This is a genomic window from Microbacterium galbinum (assembly GCF_023101185.1).
Taxonomy (GTDB): Bacteria; Actinomycetota; Actinomycetes; order Actinomycetales; family Microbacteriaceae; genus Microbacterium; species Microbacterium galbinum.
Genome location: NZ_CP078077.1, coordinates 2925241 through 2943709 on the forward strand (window position 1 = coordinate 2925241; position 18469 = coordinate 2943709).

Consider the following 18469-nt stretch of genomic DNA (forward strand, 5'->3'; position numbering starts at 1 on the left):
ATGTCCGACTCGAGCACAGCGGCAGGTCCTCGTCTGCACATTCCCATCCACCTGCGGTGGGGAGATCTGGACGCATTCAACCACGTCAACAACACCTCCATGCTCAAGCTCCTCGAAGAGGCGCGTGTGCGGGCGTTCTGGCGTGCGGGACCGGGGGAGGAAGCCCCCTCGACCGCTGTGCTCGATTCGGGCATCGATGAGGGCGTGCTCACGCTCATCGCCCGCCAGGAGATCGAGTACCTCGCGCCGGTGCCGTACCAGCGCCGGCCGCTCGAGGTACAGATGTGGTTCGGAAAGCTCGGCGGTTCGAGCGTCGAGGTCTGCTACGAGGTGCACAACGACCCCGCGTCCGAGCCGCGCACCATCTACGCCCGCTCGACCGCGATCATCGTGCTCGTCGACGCCCGCACCGGGCGGCCGACCCGCCTCACCGGAGAGATGCGCGAGGCGTGGGAACCTTACGTCGGCGCGTCGATCGAGTACGCGCACCGCTGAGCGGGTCGAGCGCTGGATCGGGGATCAGGCTCCTTCGGGCACGCGGATCATGATCTCCTGCGCGACGCTCGCGACCAGAGCTCCGTCACGCGTGTAGATGCGTCCCGTCGCGAGTCCGCGACCCCCGCGGGCATTCGGCGACTCCTGCACGTAGAGCAACCACTCGTCGACCCGCGCCGGACGATGCCACCACATCGCGTGGTCGAGGCTCGCCACCTTCAGCCCGGGAAGCGCCCAGTAGACGCCGTGCGCCCGCAGGATCGACTCCTGGATCGTCATGTCGCTGAGGTACGCGAGAGCCGCGCGGTGCAGGCGCGGATCGTCGGGAAGCGGTGCACGCATCCGCATCCACACCGCCTGACGGGGTGCCCGCTCGTCACCGCTCGGCAGATAGAGCGGGTGGTCGACGTGACGGATGTCGGCAGCGCGGTCGGTCAGCATCCGCACCGTCCCGCCGGGCAGACCCTCGACCGTCGCCTCATCCGGGGCGAGTGTCTCCGGATCGGGGATTCCCTCGGGTAGCGGCTCGGCATGCTCGACGCCGGGATCCTCGTCCTGGAACGAGGCGATCATCGAGAAGATCGGCACCCCGTTCTGGTAAGCCTGCGACCGACGGGTGGAGAACGACCGCCCGTCGTGGATGCGATCGACCGCGATCGTTATCCCCTGTGCGGAATCGCCCGGGCGCAGGAAGTAGCCGTGCATCGAATGCACCGGTCGGTCCTCGGGGAGCGTGCGCTCGGCGGCGATGAGGCTCTGGGCGAGCACCTGGCCGCCGTAGATACGGCCGGTGGGCATCGGGTGCGACGCGCCGGTGAAGATGTCCTCCGTCGTACGCGCCTGCGTCGAATCGAGATCGAGCACCTCGAGCAACTGCTCGACGGTGCGGACGGCGTGGCTCTCCGCGCTCATATCTCCCTCTCCGCGGCCGGACCACCGCTCCGTTGATAGTTTAGAACCCGTGCCCCACGACCTCCTGCTCGCCGACCGCGAGACCGCGAAAGACGTCCTCACCTTCCTGGGACGGGCGGCGCGGATCACCGACGAGGGGGTGCGTCTGCAGGCGACGAACGGAGTTCTCGCGTTGACCACCGCGGCGCTCGCTCCGCAGGGGCTGTTCGACCAGACCCCCACCGTGCTGGCGATGCGCATCGTCCATGCCGATCCCGAGCTGCAGTGCGACATCGTGGTCGACCGACTCACGGCCGGTGACGACGACGTTCGACTCGCACTGCCCGAGACGGGTCTCTCCCCGGCGTGGGCGGGTGTCGCGCCGCCGCGAAGCGGATGGGAGCAGATCGCCGAGCTTCCGGCATCCGTCATCGCGAATCGTGCCCAGTGGGGGATCTCCGCCGTCGCGCGCGGAGCGACTCCCGGCGCCGGAGAGGAAGCCGTCCGCGCGTTGCGTGCGGCCATCTGGGGCGAACCGGACGAGGACCTGGCGGGCCTGCCGCGCGGGATCGCCTTCGCGGCCGACGCGCTGGGATTCATCTCGGGTGAGGAGCAGGTGCCGGTGACGCGCTCGGGGCGATGGTCGCGCCTTGCATTCCGTCGCGGGCATGTACTCGCGCGCGGTCCCGTCGCGACCGGACTCACCGCCGTGCGGGGTACGGGACTCCAGGGCTCGATCTAGCCGCCGGCTGCCGGCTCATCGCGCCGCGGCGCGTCCTGCCTGCCGTCCCGAGAACAGGCAGCCGCCCAGGAACGTCCCTTCGAGCGCGCGATAGCCGTGCACGCCACCGCCGCCGAAGCCGCTCGCCTCGCCTGCCGCGAAGAGACCGGGGATGGCAGAGCCCTGACCGTCGAGCGCACGCCCGTCGAGATCGGTCTGGATGCCTCCGAGCGACTTGCGGGTGAGCACATGGAGCTTCACGGCGACCATGGGTCCGGCGGATGGGTCCTGCAGACGATGCGGTGCGGCTGTGCGGATGAGCTTGTCGCCGCGATAACTGCGCATCGAGCGGAGCATGCCGATCTGGGCATCCTTGGTGAACTCGTTCTCGATCTCCCGATCACGCGCCTGCACCTCGCGCCGCACGTTCTCGACGTCGAGGTGTTCTCCGCCCGGATGGGCCTGCATCTGCTCGAGCAACGACTCGAGATCGTTCTCGACGATGAAGTCAGCGCCCTCATCGAGGAACGACTGGACGGGGCCGGTCGGTCCCTTGGCGAGACGCGACTTCAGCAGCAGCCCGACGTCCTTCCCGGTGAGGTCCGGGTTCTGCTCGCTCCCGGAGAGCGCGAACTCCTTCTCGATGATCTGACGGGAGGTCACGAACCACGAGTGGTCGTGGCCCGTCGTGCGCAGGTGAGCCAGGGTGCCGAGCGTGTCGAAGCCCGGGTACAGCGGGACGGGCAGGCGCGAGCCGGTCGCATCGAGCCAGAGCGATGAGGGACCGGGGAGGATGCGGATGCCGTGCGACGGCCAGACCGGATCCCAGTTCGTGATGCCCTCGACGTAATGCCACATGCGGTCGCCGTTGATCAGCCGGGCGCCGGCCTCGGCGGAGACGCGCTGCATCGAACCGTCGACGTAGGCGGGCACGCCGGTGAGCATGTGGGCCGGGGGAGTGCCGAGCCGCTCGGGCCAGGCCGCACGCACCAGATCGTGGTTGCCGCCGATACCGCCCGAGGCCACGATCGTCGCGCCCGCGCGGATCTCGAAGTCGCCGACGATCTCTCGGGAGGAGGGGATGCCGCGCTCCTCGCCGTTCGAGGCGAGGATGTCGCCGCGTGCACCCGATACGGCGCCGTCGGCCGTGAGGAGTGCGGTGACGCGATGGCGGGGCAGGACGGTGAGCCGCCCCTCGCGCTCGCCCTGTTCGACCCGGGCCGCGAAGGGAGCGACCACTCCCGGACCGGTGCCCCAGGTGATGTGGAAACGCGGCACGGAGTTTCCGGGGCCGATCGCCCCGTAGCCTCCGCGTTCCGCCCATCCCACGACGGGGAAGAAGCCGACGCCCCGTTCGCGCAGCCAGGCGCGCTTCTCCCCGGCGGCGAACTGCAGGTAGGCCTCCGCCCATCGGCGCGGCCACTCGTCCTCCGGGCGGTCGAAACCGGCGGAGCCGAACCAGTCCTGCGTCGCGAGCTCGATCGAGTCTCGGATGCCGAGGCGTCGCTGCTCGGGGGAATCGATGAAGAACAGTCCGCCGAACGACCACCACGCCTGTCCGCCGAGGTTCGTGCGTGGCTCCTGATCGATGAGCACGACGCGGCGACCGGCGTCGAGCGCCTCGGAGGCGGCGACGAGTCCGGCCAACCCCCATCCGATCACCAGGACATCCGTGGACAGGGGCGTGTTCGTCATGGTGTCTCCGTTGATTCCTGACGTGAGCGGGTCTCGAGCGTGGGGCGTCCGTCGGCGCCGGCACCGATTCCCGACGGCTCGAACGTGTTCACCATGGCATATGCGGCGCGCTCGAGGTAGTCCCAGAGCGTGGATTCGTGCAGAGGCGACAACTCCGCCTCGTCGACGGCGGTGCGCATGCAGCGGAGCCAACGATCGCGGGCGTCGGGGTCGACGTGGAACGGCATGTGGCGCATGCGCAGCCGCGGGTGCCCACGGGTCTCCCCGTACGTGGTGGGCCCTCCCCAGTACTGCTCGAGGAACAGCAGCAGGCGCTCTTCCGCGGGACCGAGATCCTCCTCGGGGTACATGGGCTTCAGCACCGGATCGATCGCGACCTCGCGGTAGAACACCGAGACGATCTTCGCGAACGTCTCGCGGCCGCCGACCTCGTCGTAGAACGTCACTTGTCCGTGCTCCCGTCGCCCGCCGTGGGTTTCTTACGCCGCCAGATCCCGCGGTCGGGGATCACCGGAACGCCGGTCACGGCGTTCGGACGCGTCTTGGGGGGATTCGCTCCACGGACGCGTCGCGCTCCGTCGAGGCCGGTGGGGATAACGGCCTGCATGCGGGGGATCGCGATCTCCTTCTCGGCCAGTGCCGAGCGCAGACGCTTGCGCAGCTCCTGAGCGACGTCGTCCTTCGCATTCGCGCGGGCTTTGATCACGATGCGCACGACGAGGGCGTCGCCCTCGATCGATTCCAGGCCCCACAGCTCGGGCTTCTCGACGATTCGGGTGCGCCACTTCGGGTCCTTCGCGAGGGCGAGGGCGGTGTCGAGCATCGTCTGCTCGACCACTTCGAGATCGGAGTCGACGGGCACGCCGATGTCGATGATCGCGCGGGCCCAGCCCTGCGACATGTTGCCGATGCGCAGGACCTCGCCGTTGCGCACGTACCAGAGGGTGCCGTTGACATCGCGCACCTGCGTGATGCGCACGCTCACGTACTCGACCACGCCGGTCGCGAGACCGAGGTCGACGACGTCGCCGATGCCGATCTGATCCTCGGCGACGAGGAAGATGCCGTTCAGCACGTCCTTGACGATGTTCTGGGCGCCGAAACCGAGGCCGGCACCGACCGCGGCGGTCAGCAGCGTCAGGGAGCCGAGCAGGCTGTTGTCGATCGCGTTCACGATGAGCACGAGCGCGATGATCACCAGCATCACGTTCACGATGTTCTGGAGGATCGACCCCAGGGTGCGTGTGCGCTGCACGAGGCGCATGTCGGCGAGCGGTGAGCGTTCCAGGGCCTGCGTGTCGTCGACGGATGCCTTGTTCTTCGCGCTGTCGACGATGCGGTGCACGACCCGACGGATGACCACGCGCAGCACGAGGGCGATGAGCACGCAGCTCACGATGATGATCGCGACGGCGAGGGCCTTCATGCCCACTTCACCGAGAACGCGGACGACGTCCGCCCAGATCGCTGGGACGTCGGTCGGCTCGACAGGATCGGTGTTCTCGAACGGAATGATCATCGCCATCGATTCTAGCGATCGGGTCTCGGCGCGGGCTGGGTACGAGAAGGGGCCCGGGGCGACGTCGTCAGACGCACCCCGGGCCCCGTCACGCAGACGGTCAGTCGTCGCTGTCGCGGGACTGCGCGGTGAGCGCGCGCTCGACGTCGGCGAGGTTCTCGAGCACGAGGCGGCGCAGCGCCGGCGCGGCATCCTGATGCTCGGACAGCCACGCGCGCGTCGCGTCGCGAAGAGCGACATCGGCCAGTGCCGTCGGGAACAGACCCGTCACGAGGTACTGCGCGATCTGATAGGTGCGCGACTCCCACACGGGGAGGAGCATCTCGAAGTACGGCCCGACGAACTCGCGGAGAGCTTCGGTACCCGCGGGGTGCACGAAGCCGAGAGCCGCGGAGCGGACGATCGTGTTCGGGGCATCGTCGCGGTCGACGAGAGAGGCCCACGCCGCCTTCTTGGATGCGACGTCGGGGAGAGCAGCACGTGCCTGCGCGGCGAACTCGCCACCCTTGGAGGTGTTGTCCGCGGCGAGAGCGGCGTCGATCGTCGCGGCATCCGTGGCCCCGATGGTCGCGAGGCCCACCAGCAGCTGCCAGCTCAGGTCGGCATCGATCTCGAGACCGGGCAGCGTCTCCTCGCCCGAGCGCAGGCGACCGACGATGCCCGCGTGCTCCGGCGTCACGAGAGAGGTGGCGAAGGCGGTGACGAACTGCAGCTGGCTGTCGCTGCCGGCCTCGGCCGACTCGGCGAGTGCCCACAGGCCGTCGGCGACCTTGAGTCGCGCCGCGTCGCGCTCCTCGGGCGCGACGTAGAGCGTCGCCGCCGTGCGCAGCTGCGCGAGCGTCGTGCGCACGGTCGTCGACTCGCTCTCCCGGCCGATGTTGCCGAGCACGAGATCGATGTAGTCGGATGCCGCGCTCTCGGCGTCGCGGGTCTGATCCCACGCCGCACCCCAGACGAGCGAGCGCGCGAGCGGATCGTGGATGTCGGCGAGGTGCGCGATCGCCGTCGCGAGCGAGCGCTCGTCGAGGCGGATCTTCGCATAGGCGAGGTCCTGGTCGTTCAGCAGCACGAGGTCGGGCTGGGCCAGGCCCTGCAGCTCCGGCACCTCGGTGCGATCGCCGTCGACGTCGACCTCGACGTAGTGCGTGCGGCTGAGTGCACCGTCGGTCAGGTTGTAGAACCCGATGCCCAGACGGTGTGGGCGGATCGTCGGGTAGTCGGCCGGGGCGGTCTGCGTCACGGCGAAGCGCGAGATCGTGCCGTTGCCGTCCTCCGCGATGACGGGCTCGAGGGTGTTGACCCCCGCGGTCTCGAGCCACTTCTTCGACCACGTGCTCAGGTCGCGTCCGCTGGTCGCCTCGAGCTCGACGAGCAGATCGCTCAGCTCGGTGTTGCCCCACGAGTGCTTCTGGAAGTACTGCGAGACACCGGCGAAGAAGGCCTCGATGCCCACCCACGCGGCGAGCTGCTTGAGCACGGAGCCGCCCTTGGCGTACGTGATGCCGTCGAAGTTGACCTGCACGTCCTCGAGGTCGTTGATCTCGGCGACGATCGGGTGCGTCGACGGGAGCTGGTCCTGGCGGTACGCCCAGGTCTTCTCCATCGCGTTGAAGGTCGTCCATGCCTCGGTCCACTCGGTGGCCTCGGCGGTCGCGATGGTCGACGCCCACTCGGCGAACGACTCGTTCAGCCAGAGGTCGTTCCACCACTTCATGGTCACCAGATCGCCGAACCACATGTGTGCGAGCTCGTGGAGGATCGTGACGACACGACGCTCCTTCACGGCATCCGTCACCTTGCTGCGGAAGACGTAGGTCTCGGTGAAGGTGACAGCGCCGGCGTTCTCCATGGCTCCGGCGTTGAACTCCGGTACGAAGAGCTGATCGTACTTGGCGAACGGGTAGGGAACGCCGAACTTGGACTCGTAGTAGGCGAAGCCCTCACGGGTCTTGTCGAAGATGTAGTCGGCGTCGAGGTGCTGCCAGAGGCTCTTGCGTCCGTAGACGCCGAGGGGGATGACGCGGCCGGATGCGCTCGTGAGCTCGGAGAAGGTCGACTCGTACGGGCCGGCGATCAGGGCCGTGATGTACGAGGAGATGCGGGGGGTCGGCTCGAAGCCCCAGGTCGCGGTGACGTCGTCGTCGTGCACGATGGGCTCGGGCGTGGGGGAGTTCGAGATCACCTTCCAGGCGGCGGGCGCCGTGATCGTGAACTGGAACGTGGCCTTCAGATCGGGCTGCTCGAACACCGCGAACACGCGACGGGAGTCGGGCACCTCGAACTGGGAGTAGAGGTAGACCTCGCCGTCGACGGGGTCGACGAAGCGGTGCAGGCCCTCGCCCGTGTTCGTGTAGAGGCAGTCGGCGTCGACGACCAGCACGTTCTCGGCCTGCAGGCCCGTGAGGGTGATGCGCGAATCCGCGAAGACCTCGTTCGGGTCGAGCTGCTCGCCGTTGAGCGAGATCTCGCGCACGTCGCGCGCGATCAGATCGATGAACGTGAAGCTGTCGGGCGTCGCGGTGAAGCGGACGACGCTCCGGGATCCGAAGATCTCGGCGCCCTTCGTCAGGTCGAGTGCGATGTCGTACGACTCGGTGCCGACGACGTCGCGACGCTCCTGCGCTTCGATACGGGTGAGGTTCTCTCCAGGCACAGCTTTACTCCCAGGGGTGAGGGGTCGTCGCCGGGGAATGGCGCAGTTGGCGCCGACGGCAACCATGACAGACTACGCCAGCGCGCGACCCTCGCCACTCCGTCGAGGTGAAAGGATAGGAGGGTGAGCGCGATCGAACCCGTAGTCGTCCCCTTTGCCTCTGCTGCCGCGGCCGCAGGTGCAGCCATCGTCACGACCCCCGTCGCCTACGACGGGATCCTCCTCGCCGGCTTCGGCGGACCGGAGGGTCAGGAGGACGTGATCCCCTTCCTGCGCAATGTGACGCGAGGACGTGGCATCCCCGACGAGCGGCTCGAAGAGGTCGCGCATCACTACCGTCATTTCGGCGGCGTGAGTCCGATCAACGGTCAGAACCGCGCGCTCAAGGCGGCGCTCGAGGCCGAACTCGCCGCGCGGGGCATCGATCTGCCCGTGTACTGGGGCAACCGCAACTGGACGCCGTATCTCGCGGACGCGGTGACGACGGCATCCGACAACGGTCACTCGACGCTGCTCGCCTTCGCGACGAGCGCGTACAGCTCGTTCTCGAGCTGCCGGCAGTACCGCGAGGACTTCGCGGGCGTTCTGCAGGAGACCGGCCTCGGTGACAGCGTCACGATCGACAAGATCCGTCCGTTCTACGACCACCCCGGATTCGTCGACGCCTTCGAGACCGGCGTCCGCGAAGCGATCGAGGGCTTCCTCGCCGACGGGATCGCGGCATCCGACATCCAGATCCTGTTCTCCACGCACAGCATCCCGACGGAGGACGCGCAGCGCTCCGGCGCTCGCGACATCGACTGGGGTGAGGGCGGCGCGTACGCGGCGCAGCACGAGGCCGTCGCGGCCTGGGTGATGGACCGCGTGCTGCAGACGCTGCCGGCCGGTGCCGGTGTGTCGTGGGAGCTCGTCTACCAGTCGCGCTCGGGCCCCCCGTCGCAGCCATGGCTCGACCCCGACGTGTGCGACGTCATCGCCGAGCTGCCCGGGCGCGGACGCCGGGCCGTCGCCGTCGTTCCGCTGGGCTTCATGAGCGACCACATGGAGGTGCTCTGGGACCTCGACACCGAGGCCAAGGAAGCGGCGGAGGAAGCGGGACTCGCCTTCACCCGCACGCCCACCCCGGGTGTGTCGCCCACGTTCGTCGCCGGGATCGTCGACCTGATCCAGGAGCGTCTCGAGGGGCGTCCGCGGAGTGAGCGCCAGCACCTGACCGACCTTCCGGGCGGTTTCGACGTCTGCCGTCCCGGCTGCTGCGAGAACGTGCGCGCCGGCTTCAAGCCGGCGGCCGCGGGCGTCGCCCCGTAGTCCGACGCGATGTCGGTGGCGTCAATAGAATGGAGGCCATGCGCATCCACATCGCCACCGATCACGCCGGTCTCGAGTTCTCGACCCAGTTGCAGGAGCATCTGCGCGCGGCGGGCCACGATGTCACCGATCATGGGCCGATCGCGTACGACGCGCTCGACGACTACCCGGCGTTCTGCATCCGTGCCGCACAGGCCGTCGTCGCCGACCAGGCCGCGGGGATCGAAGCCGCCGGCATCGTCTTCGGCGGGTCGGGCAACGGCGAGCAGATCGCGGCGAACAAGGTGCAGGGCATCCGCGCCGCGCTCGTCTGGAACCTGTCGACCGCCGAGCTCGCCCGCGAGCACAACGACGCGAACGTGATCTCGATCGGCGCCCGTCAGCACACGTACGACGAGGTCACGTCGTTCATCGATCTCTTCCTCGCCACGCCCTTCTCGGGCGAGGAGCGCCACGTTCGCCGGATCGGGCAGATCGCCGACTTCGAGCGCGACGGCTCACTGCTGCCGGACCCGCGGGCCTGACATGCCCGAGGGTCATTCCGTCCACCGGATCGCGCGCCAGTTCGACCGCAACTTCATCGGGAAGACGCTCTCCGCCTCCAGCCCGCAGGGCCGATTCGCCGAGGGGGCCGCGGTTCTCGACGGCCGATCCGCCGTGAGCGTGCAGGCCGTCGGCAAGCAGATGTTCCTCGAGGCCGAGGGCGACGTGTGGCTGCGCGTGCACCTCGGCCTCTACGGCGCCTGGGACTTCGCGGGGGAGATCCTCGTCGACCCGACGATCGCCTCGGCGAACGGTCGGATGGGGCAGACCAACCAGCGCGGCACGGTCATCGACGAGGAGATCCTCGACGACGCCGGAGAGAACTCGCTCGCGTCGATCGGCGCCCCGCGGCGCACGCGCGTGCATGTGCGCATGTCGGAGCAGACCAAGGGCCTCGCCGACGAGGGCGTGGAGTGGCCGCCGCCCGTGGTCGGGCAGGTGCGGCTGCGTCTGATGACCGACATCACCGCCGCCGATCTCCGCGGCCCCACCGCGTGCGTCCTGCAGACCCCCGACGAGATGCTCGCGACCATCGCGAAGCTCGGACCGGACCCGCTCGTCGGAGACCCCGTCGAGAACGAGGAGCGCTTCGTCCGCGCGGTGCGCAAGAAGCAGACCGTCATCGCCCTGCTCCTGATGGACCAGTCGGTCGTGAGCGGCATCGGAAACGTGTACCGCGCCGAGATGCTCTATCGGCAGCGGCTCAACCCGCACACCCCGGGACGCGACGTTCCCGAGGACGTCGTGCGTGCCCTCTGGCACGATTGGGTGCGGCTGCTGGCGATCGGCGTCGAGACCGGCCAGATGATGACGATGGACGACCTGTCGCCCGAGCGGTACCGAGCGGCCATGGCGAGCCGTGACGACAGGCACTGGGTCTACCACCGAGCGGGTCTGCCGTGTCGCGTGTGCGGTACCGAGATCGCCCTCGAGGAGATCGGCGCGCGCAAGCTCTACTGGTGCCCGCGCTGCCAGGCGTGAGATCCCGGGCTCGAGTCGAGTCCTAGGCTGGGAGGATGCGTCAGAATCCCAGCTTCACTCTCGCCGATCAGGCGGAGATCCGTCGCGTGATCGCGGCGAATCCCTGGGCCACGATCACGAGCAGCACCGCCGATGGACTCGTCGCCTCGCACTACGCCGTACTGCTGGACGACGCGAGCGACGACCTGACGGTGGTGGGTCACGTCGGCCGGCCCGATGACCTCATCCACGGACTCGGCGACGGTGAGATCCTCATCGTCTTCCAGGGGCCGCACGGTTACATCTCGCCGGGTTGGTACGGCGATGTCGCCGCTGTGCCGACCTGGAACTACACCGCGGTGCACCTGTCGGGCGTGCCCGAGATCCTGAGCGCCGACGAGAACCTCGCGGTGCTGGACCGTCTCGTCGACCGTTTCGAGAGTGAGCTTCCCGATCCGCGACGGATGTGGGAGCGGCCGAACGATGCGGCCTTCATCGAGCGTCTTGCGGCCGGCACCGTCGGCTTCCGGTTGACCCCGACGCGCGTGGTCGCGAAGCGCAAGCTCAGCCAGAACAAGCCCGCGGAGACGATCGAAACGGTCATCGGCGAACTGAACGGCGAGGGGCCGTACGCCAACCCGGCGTTGGCATCGGAGATGCGTCGGGCGCAGGACGCACGGAAGGAGAAGCGGGCATGAGCGTCGTCGGTGACGAGGTCGGGATGATCCGCGGGGTTCGCATCGCCGGACCCGGTCGCGAGTTCCTGATCGACGAGGAGCCGGTGGACATCGTGATCGCGGACGGACGGATCGCCGACATCGCGCCCGCCGGCGCCCTGCGCCCGACCGGTGCGGTGCTCGATGCCGAGGGGGCGTGGGCGGTGCCGGGGCTCTGGGACAACCACGTGCACACGGTGCAGTGGGCGTTGGCGGCCGAGCGCGAATCGCTGGGTGACACGCCCTCGGCCGCCGAGGCGGCGTCCCGGATGGGGGCGGTCGCGCCTCTGTCGGACGGGCGGCGCGTGGGAACGGGGTATCGCGACGCGCTCTGGGACGACCGCCCGACGCTCGCCGTGTTGGACGCGGCGACCGGTGAGGTGCCGACGTACCTCATCAACGCCGACGTGCACAGCGTGTGGCTGAACTCCGCGGCGCTGCGGCGCGAGGGCATGTCGACCACCGACGGGGTGCTGCGCGAGGAGGGGGCATTCGAGATCTCGCGCCGTCTGAACGCGGTCGACCCCGAGCATGCGGACCGCGCAGTGCAGAAGGCGGGGGAGGAGGCCGCGGCTCGCGGGGTGACCGGGATCGTCGACTTCGACATGGCCTGGAACGCGGATGCCTGGCCGCGCCGTGTCGCGAGCGGGTTCGCCGCGCACCGGGTGGAGTTCGCGGTGTACCCGTTCGACCTGGCCCGGGCGGTGGCGGAGGGTCTTCGTACCGGTGAGCTCGTTGACGATGCGGACCTTCCGCAGGCGGGACGAGGCCTCATCCGGGTGGGACCGTTGAAGATCATCAGCGACGGCTCGCTCGGCACGCGGACCGCGGCGTGCACGCACGCGTACCCGGGCGATCCCTACAACTTCGGGGTGATGACGGTTCCCCGCGAGGAGCTGATCGGACTGCTCACCACCGCCACCGGCGCGGGCCTCGCCGTCGCCGTGCACGCGATCGGCGATCGCGCGGCCTCCACCGCGCTGGACGCCTTCGCCATGACCGGGGCCGTGGGCTCCATCGAGCACGCGCAGCTCGTCCGGCACGCCGATCTCGCACGATTCGCCCGACTCGGCGTCACCGCGAGTGTGCAGCCGCAGCACGCGATCGACGACCGCGATCTCGCGGAGCGGCTGTGGGCGACGCAGGATTCCCTGGGGTATCCGCTCGCATCGCTGTTCGCCGCGGGGGCCGATGTGAGGTTCGGTTCCGATGCACCGGTGGCTGCCCTCGACCCCTGGCAGGCGATGGCCGCCGCCGTCACACGTACCGAGAACGCGCGCGACGCCTGGCATCCCGAGGAAGCGGTGACCTTCGATCAGGCGCTGCAGGCGAGCATCCGATCGACGAGCGTTCCCGGAGCTCGCGCCGACCTGGCGTTGTGCGCCGCGGATCCGCGGCGAGCGACGGGGACGCACCTGCGCGACATGCCGGTGGTCGCGACACTGCTCGCCGGTCGCGTCACCCACCGGGCCTGAACAGGACGAAGGGCCCCGGGATCGAATCCCGGGGCCCTTCTGTCGTTCTCGTGCGACGAGATTACGCGGCGATGTGCGAGACGAGGAACCAACGGTCCTTCTCGAGGCCGCGCATGATCTCGATCGCGACGTCCTGGCTCGTGAGGTCGACCTCGTCGAGGCCGTCGATCGCGGCCTTGGTGTCGACCAGGATCGCGTCGATGTCGGCGATCACGGCGCGGACGAGTTCGTCCGACTGCGTGAAGCCGGCGGGGACGCCGGTCTCGCCGGCCTTCGCGGCGACCGCGCTCACACGGGCGTCGATCGGGAGACCGAGGGCGACGATGCGCTCCGCCGCGGTGTCGGCGAAGTCGCCGGCGTGGGCGACGATCGTGTCGAGGAGTTCGTGGACGCCGACGAAGTTGGCGCCGCGCACGTGCCAGTGCGCCTGCTTGCCGTTGATCGTGAGCGCCTGCAGGCCCAGCACGACGGGCGAGAGGAACTGTGCGGCGGCAGCAGCCACGGTGGGGTCGCTGGCGGTGGTGGAAACGGTCTGTACCTTGCTCATCTTGTGCTCCTCCGAGGTGCCTTTTCGTACCTGATGAAGACAACGCTACTCAGGTTGAAACATTCCGCAAGCAAGCTGAGGCTCCGCTAACCGCCCCGAAAATCCGCGGAATCACGGGGATGTGAGGATAGTCTCGCCTCATGAGCATCGCATCCGGAGCATCCGTCCTCGCCCTCCCCGATCGGGAGCCGTCGATCGATCCCGAGGCGTTCGTCGCCGAGGGTGCTCGCATCGTCGGTGACGTCACTCTCGCAGAGTCGTCGAGCGTCTGGTACAACGCGGTTCTCCGGGCCGATTCGGCCTCCATCGTGATCGGAGCGGGCAGCAACGTGCAGGACAACGTCTCGGTGCACGTGGACGCCGGACACCCGGTGCTGATCGGGCGCCATGTGTCGATCGGGCACAACGCCGTCGTACACGGATGCTCGATCGGCGACGGTTCGTTGATCGGCATGGGGGCGGTGATCCTCAGCGGCGCGGTGATCGGGAGCGGATGCCTGATCGCGGGCGGTGCCGTCGTGCTGGGAGGCACTGAGGTGCCGGACGGATCTCTCGTCGCGGGTGTTCCTGCGAAGGTGCGTCGCGCCCTGACCGAGGAGGAGCGTGCCGGACTGCTCTCGAACGCCGACATCTATCTCGCGCACCAGAAGGTGCACGCGCGCGCGACGGAGGTATGACCCGGGGCACCGCTAGGCTGGACGTACACGGGGCGGTGGCCAAGCTGGTCAAGGCAGCGGGCTCATAACCCGACGATCGTGGGTTCAAGTCCCACCCGCCCTACCGTGCCGTGACAGTGGATTAGGCTTGCCTTAGTAAAGATGAGAATCACGGCTTCCGACGACAGCAGAACACCGGGCGAATCCTTCGCCGCTCCGCAGAGGGGCGCGCACGACAGCGACCCGGTGATCGGCGTAGGCACCGCGTCGGGCAAGGCGATCCTCTTCGGGGAGCACGCCGTCGTCTACGGGCACCCCGCGATCGCCCTTCCGCTGCGCGATCTTCGCGTTCGTGCCGAGGCGGAGCCGCTGCCCGAGCGCCGTCTTCTGCACAGCGCGCTCTACACCGGTGACCTCGGTCGGGTTCCCGCCCGCCTCGCCTCCACCGCTCGCGCGGTTGAGGCGACGATGAGCGCGGTCCGCGCCGACGGCTCCGGGGTGCGGGTGCACGTCGAGAGCGATCTGCCCGCGGAACGCGGTGTGGGATCGAGCGCCGCGGTGTCGGCGGCCATCGTGCAGGCCGTCGCCGCCGCCTTCGGTCACGAACTCGATCCCACCGAACGTCATCATCTGATCCAGATCGCGGAACGCGCCGCGCACACGTCGCCCAGCGGGCTCGACGCACGCACGGTCGTCTCCGACCGGCCGGTGTGGTTCCAGGACGGCAGCGCGCACGATCTCGAGGTCGCGGGTCCCCTGTCGTTCGTGATCGCCGACTCCGGAGTGCGGGGACGCACGCGCGAAGCCGTCGCCGCCGTCCGCGCGCTGCGCGACGCCGATCCGATCGCCGTGGAGCGGCGGCTCGATCGGCTCGGAGCGCTCGCCCGCGAGGGTCGGGCGGCGCTGGCATCCCCGAACCCGGAGGAGATCGGCGTCCGAATGGACGAGGCGCATGCGCTGCTCGGGGAGCTGGGAGTCGGAGATCCCGCGCTCGACCGGCTCGCCGGCATCGCCCGCACGGGCGGCGCGCTCGGAGCCAAGCTCACCGGAGGCGGTCGGGGAGGATGCGTGCTCCTGCTGGCGCGTGATCCCGATCATGCGACGGAGCTCGCGCACGACCTTCGCGGACGAGGCGCCGCCGCCACCTGGACCACCGAACTGAGAGGAACGCGATGACCGCCGTCACGGCCCGCGCCCACCCGAACATCGCCCTCGTCAAGTACTGGGGAAAAGCGGACACGGCGTTGAACCTGCCCGCGACGGGCAGCCTCTCGATGACGCTGGACGTGTTCCCCACGACCACGACCGTGACGCTCGCGCCGGATGCCGCGCACGACGAGGTCGTGCTCAACGGAGCGGTCCGTGAGGGAGTGGTCCGTGATCGTGTCGTGCGCTTCCTCGATATCGTGCGGGAGATGGCCGGGTCCCGGACCGCGGCCGTGGTCGATTCCGTGAACACGGTGCCCTCCGCCGCCGGTCTCGCCTCCTCCGCGTCGGGGTTCGCCGCCCTCGCCGCGGCGGCGTCACGTGCGTACGGCCTAGACCTCGACCGAACGGCGCTCAGCCGACTCGCCCGCCGCGGGTCCGGATCCGCGGCGCGATCGGTGATCCCGGGATTCGCGGTGTGGCACGCAGGCAGTGACGAGGAGTCGTTCGCCGAGCCGCTCGACGCCCCCGATCTCGCGATGGTGATCGCGATCGTGAATTCCGAGGAGAAAGCCGTCTCGAGCCGCGACGCCATGAAGCGGACGGCGCTCACGTCGCCGTTCTACCCCGCGTGGGTCTCGTCGACGACGGAGACGCTGTCGGCCGCGGTGCAGGCCAGCCGTGACGGCGACGTCGAGCGCCTCGGGCGGATCACCGAGACGAACGCGCTCCGCATGCACGCGGTCATCCAGTCGTGCGATCCGCCCGTGCGGTACCTGTCGCCGGTGAGCGTCGCCCTCTTCGACCTCGCGGAGTCGCTCCGAGCCGACGGTCTGCCGGTCTACGCGACCGCCGATGCAGGGCCCAACGTCGTGTTCCTGTGTCGACCGAAGGACGCGGATGCCGTGGCCGCGGCGGCCCGTCCGCTCGCGGAGACCATGATCGCGCGTCCGGGGCCCGGAGTGGAGGTGCTCGCATGAGCCCGGTCATCACGGTCCGCGCACCGGGCAAGCTGTTCATCGCGGGGGAGTACGCGGTCGTCTCGCCGGGCGAGCCCTCCGTGCTGGTCGCCGTCGACCGGTACGTGTCGGTCTCGGTGTCGGAGAGCGTCGGAGCCGGGAGCATCCACTCGCCCGAGTACGGGCGTTCGCCGCTGCTGTGGACCCGCAGTGCCGACGGACTGCGCATCGATCCGGAGCACCACCCCTACGACTACGTGCTGGCGGCGATCACGATCGTCGAGAGGCTCCGCGCCGACCTGCGGGTCGCCCCGCGCTTCTTCGATCTGCGGATCGAGAGCGGTCTCGACGACGTCAGCGGACGCAAGTTCGGCCTGGGCTCCTCGGCGGCGGTCACGGTGGCGACCGTGCGCGCACTCGACGAGTTCTACGGGCTGGGCCTGGATCGCCTGGCGGCGTTCAAGCTGTCGATGCTCGCGACGATCCGGGTCAACCCCAGCGCATCGGGGGGCGATCTGGCAGCGAGCGCCTTCGGCGGATGGATCGGCTATCGCGCGCCCGACCGGGATCTCCTCGGAGAGAGGTCCGAGAGCGGACCGATCGCACCGCTGCTCGCGGACGAGAACCTCTGGGCGGGCCTCCAGATCGTGCGTCTGCATCCGCCGGAGCAGCTGCGGTTCGTGGTGGGCTGGACCGGTGAACCCGCGTCGACGGCGCGACTCGTCGACGAACTCGGCCGCCGAACGCTGGCGGGAGCGGTCGATCACCCCGCGTTCCTGCTCGACTCGCGCGCGTGCGTGTCGGGCCTGTGGGAGTCGCTCTCGCGCGGCGACGACGCGGCGACCCTCGACGGCATCCGGGAAGCCCGACGACTGTTGCAGCGCCTCGGCGCCCAGGCCGGTCTGCCGATCGAGACCGCGCAGCTCGCGGTGCTGTGCGATATCGCCGAGGCGGCAGGGGCGGCCGCGAAGCCCTCCGGCGCGGGCGGCGGCGACTGCGGCATCGTGCTCGCTCCCGTGCACACCGATCTCGCCGACATCTTCCGCGAGTGGGAGCATCACGACGTGCGCCACCTCACGATCGGCGTGCACCCGCCCGAGGGGGTGCTCGATGTCCTCTGAGCGCAAGGACGATCACGTGCGGCTCGCCGCAGCTCAGCAGGACGAAGCGCGCATCGCATCGAACGGCTTCGACGACGTCGCGTTCGTGCACCACGCCCTCGCGGGGATCGATGCTGAGCGCGTCAGCCTCGCGGGTGATCTGCTGGGAGCACGCTGGAGCGTGCCTCTCTACGTCAACGCGATGACCGGCGGAAGCGAGAGCACCGGACGCATCAACCGCGACCTCGCGATCGCCGCGCGGGAGGCGGGAGTGCCGCTGGCTTCGGGATCGATGAGCGTCGCGCTGGAGAATCCCGCTCTCGCCCCCACGTTCCGTGTGCTCCGCGAAGAGCATCCCGACGGGTTCCTCTTCGCCAATCTGGGTGTCGAACGCACGCCGGACGACGCGCGCCGAGCGATCGATCTGATCGAGGCGAACGCCTTGCAGGTGCACGTCAACAGCGTGCAGGAGACGGTCATGCCCGAGGGACGCCGCGCGTTCTCGTCGTGGCAGCGATCGCTCGAGTCCCTGGTGGCGGCCGTCGACGTGCCGGTGGTCGTGAAGGAGGTCGGTTTCGGGCTGAGCGCCCGCACGCTCGCCCTCCTCGCCGATCTCGGCGTCGCCGCCGCGGACGTGTCCGGTCGCGGAGGAACGGACTTCGTCCGTGTCGAGAACGCCCGCCGCGGGGGAGAGGGCTACGCCTACCTGGCGGGATGGGGGCAGTCGGCCGTCGAGTGCCTGATCGACGCCCCAGCACCCGCCCCGGTCCTCCTCGCCTCCGGCGGCGTGCGCACTCCGCTCGATGCCGTGCGCGCCCTGGCGCTCGGCGCACGGGCGGTGGGCGTCTCCGGCCCGTTCCTCAAGACGGTGCTCGACGGTGGTCCCGAGGCGCTCGCCTCGCGCCTCGGGGAATGGACCACGCATCTCACAGCGCTCTCGGCGCTCCTCGGCGCCGCAGCGACCTCCGACCTGGTGCGCACCGATCTCGTCGTCACCGGCGACACCGCAGACTTCTGCCGCGCGCGGGGCATCGACCTCGCGGCCCTCTCGCGGCGCTCCGACGCACGATGACCGAAAGGCTCCC

18 protein-coding genes and 1 tRNA gene are annotated in these 18469 nt (G+C 69.5%); 13 read left to right on the forward strand and 6 right to left on the reverse strand.

The window, feature by feature from the left end:
- A complete protein-coding gene (locus KV396_RS14150; protein WP_247622554.1) occupies nt 1-495 on the forward strand; it encodes an acyl-CoA thioesterase in 495 nt (164 codons plus the stop codon).
- A gap of 24 nt (nt 496-519) precedes the next feature.
- On the opposite strand, the gene KV396_RS14155 is transcribed toward KV396_RS14150, so the two are convergent.
- Entirely contained in the window at nt 520-1407 is an 888-nt protein-coding gene (locus tag KV396_RS14155) for an acyl-CoA thioesterase (protein ID WP_247956110.1), read from the reverse strand.
- Between the two features lie 49 nt (nt 1408-1456).
- Between KV396_RS14155 and KV396_RS14160 the strand changes: the two genes are divergently transcribed.
- Nucleotides 1457-2128 carry a hypothetical protein gene (locus tag KV396_RS14160; protein ID WP_247956111.1) on the forward strand — a complete coding sequence of 224 codons (672 nt, stop codon included), beginning with the start codon at nt 1457-1459 and terminating at the stop codon, nt 2126-2128.
- Between the two features lie 15 nt (nt 2129-2143).
- On the opposite strand, the gene KV396_RS14165 is transcribed toward KV396_RS14160, so the two are convergent.
- The 4 genes from KV396_RS14165 to pepN all read right to left on the reverse strand — a co-directional run bounded on the left by KV396_RS14165 (nt 2144) and on the right by pepN (nt 7974).
- Nucleotides 2144-3802: an FAD-binding dehydrogenase gene (locus KV396_RS14165; RefSeq protein WP_247956112.1), complete on the reverse strand. Its 1659-nt coding sequence runs from the start codon at nt 3800-3802 to the stop codon at nt 2144-2146.
- Nucleotides 3799-4248 (reverse strand): globin, encoded by a 450-nt coding sequence (locus KV396_RS14170; protein ID WP_247622550.1) that lies wholly within the window; start codon nt 4246-4248, stop codon nt 3799-3801. Before KV396_RS14170 ends, KV396_RS14165 begins: the two co-directional genes overlap by 4 nt.
- Entirely contained in the window at nt 4245-5321 is a 1077-nt protein-coding gene (locus KV396_RS14175; protein WP_247956113.1) for a mechanosensitive ion channel family protein, read from the reverse strand. The genes KV396_RS14170 and KV396_RS14175 overlap by 4 nt, the downstream gene beginning before the upstream one ends.
- 100 nt (nt 5322-5421) lie before the next feature.
- Nucleotides 5422-7974 carry an aminopeptidase N gene (pepN, locus tag KV396_RS14180; protein ID WP_247956114.1) on the reverse strand — a complete coding sequence of 851 codons (2553 nt, stop codon included), beginning with the start codon at nt 7972-7974 and terminating at the stop codon, nt 5422-5424.
- Nucleotides 7975-8097: 123 nt separating this feature from the next.
- Between pepN and KV396_RS14185 the strand changes: the two genes are divergently transcribed.
- From KV396_RS14185 to KV396_RS14205, 5 genes are read left to right on the forward strand one after another with little or no spacing between them, the layout of a single operon-like run.
- Complete coding sequence (locus tag KV396_RS14185) at nt 8098-9282, forward strand: ferrochelatase (RefSeq protein ID WP_247956115.1); 1185 nt, start codon at nt 8098-8100, stop codon at nt 9280-9282.
- A gap of 38 nt (nt 9283-9320) precedes the next feature.
- Nucleotides 9321-9806, forward strand: a complete 486-nt coding sequence (locus KV396_RS14190) for a ribose-5-phosphate isomerase (protein WP_247622546.1) — start codon at nt 9321-9323, stop codon at nt 9804-9806.
- Nucleotide 9807: 1 nt separating this feature from the next.
- On the forward strand, nt 9808-10806 hold the full coding sequence (locus KV396_RS14195; protein ID WP_247956116.1) for an Fpg/Nei family DNA glycosylase: 999 nt from the start codon (nt 9808-9810) through the stop codon (nt 10804-10806).
- Between the two features lie 35 nt (nt 10807-10841).
- Nucleotides 10842-11483, forward strand: coding sequence for an FMN-binding negative transcriptional regulator (locus tag KV396_RS14200; RefSeq protein ID WP_247956117.1), 642 nt, complete (start codon nt 10842-10844; stop codon nt 11481-11483).
- Nucleotides 11480-12976, forward strand: coding sequence for an amidohydrolase (locus tag KV396_RS14205; RefSeq protein ID WP_247956118.1), 1497 nt, complete (start codon nt 11480-11482; stop codon nt 12974-12976). The genes KV396_RS14200 and KV396_RS14205 overlap by 4 nt, the downstream gene beginning before the upstream one ends.
- A gap of 61 nt (nt 12977-13037) precedes the next feature.
- Here KV396_RS14205 and KV396_RS14210 read toward each other — a convergent pair whose 3' ends face one another.
- Nucleotides 13038-13523: a Dps family protein gene (locus tag KV396_RS14210; protein WP_247622542.1), complete on the reverse strand. Its 486-nt coding sequence runs from the start codon at nt 13521-13523 to the stop codon at nt 13038-13040.
- Between the two features lie 140 nt (nt 13524-13663).
- On the opposite strand from KV396_RS14210, the gene KV396_RS14215 reads away from it, so the two are divergent.
- From KV396_RS14215 to fni, 6 genes are all read left to right on the forward strand, one after another.
- Nucleotides 13664-14200 (forward strand): gamma carbonic anhydrase family protein, encoded by a 537-nt coding sequence (locus KV396_RS14215; RefSeq protein WP_247956119.1) that lies wholly within the window; start codon nt 13664-13666, stop codon nt 14198-14200.
- A 29-nt stretch (nt 14201-14229) separates the two neighbouring features.
- Nucleotides 14230-14303 (forward strand) — tRNA-Ile (locus KV396_RS14220).
- A 38-nt stretch (nt 14304-14341) separates the two neighbouring features.
- Nucleotides 14342-15355 carry a mevalonate kinase gene (mvk, locus tag KV396_RS14225; protein WP_247956120.1) on the forward strand — a complete coding sequence of 338 codons (1014 nt, stop codon included), beginning with the start codon at nt 14342-14344 and terminating at the stop codon, nt 15353-15355.
- Nucleotides 15352-16305, forward strand: a complete 954-nt coding sequence (mvaD, locus tag KV396_RS14230; protein ID WP_247956121.1) for a diphosphomevalonate decarboxylase — start codon at nt 15352-15354, stop codon at nt 16303-16305. Before mvk ends, mvaD begins: the two co-directional genes overlap by 4 nt.
- Nucleotides 16302-17405, forward strand: a complete 1104-nt coding sequence (locus KV396_RS14235) for a phosphomevalonate kinase (protein ID WP_247956122.1) — start codon at nt 16302-16304, stop codon at nt 17403-17405. The genes mvaD and KV396_RS14235 overlap by 4 nt, the downstream gene beginning before the upstream one ends.
- Nucleotides 17395-18456, forward strand: a complete 1062-nt coding sequence (fni, locus tag KV396_RS14240) for a type 2 isopentenyl-diphosphate Delta-isomerase (protein ID WP_247956123.1) — start codon at nt 17395-17397, stop codon at nt 18454-18456. Before KV396_RS14235 ends, fni begins: the two co-directional genes overlap by 11 nt.
- Nucleotides 18457-18469: the final 13 nt, after the last annotated feature.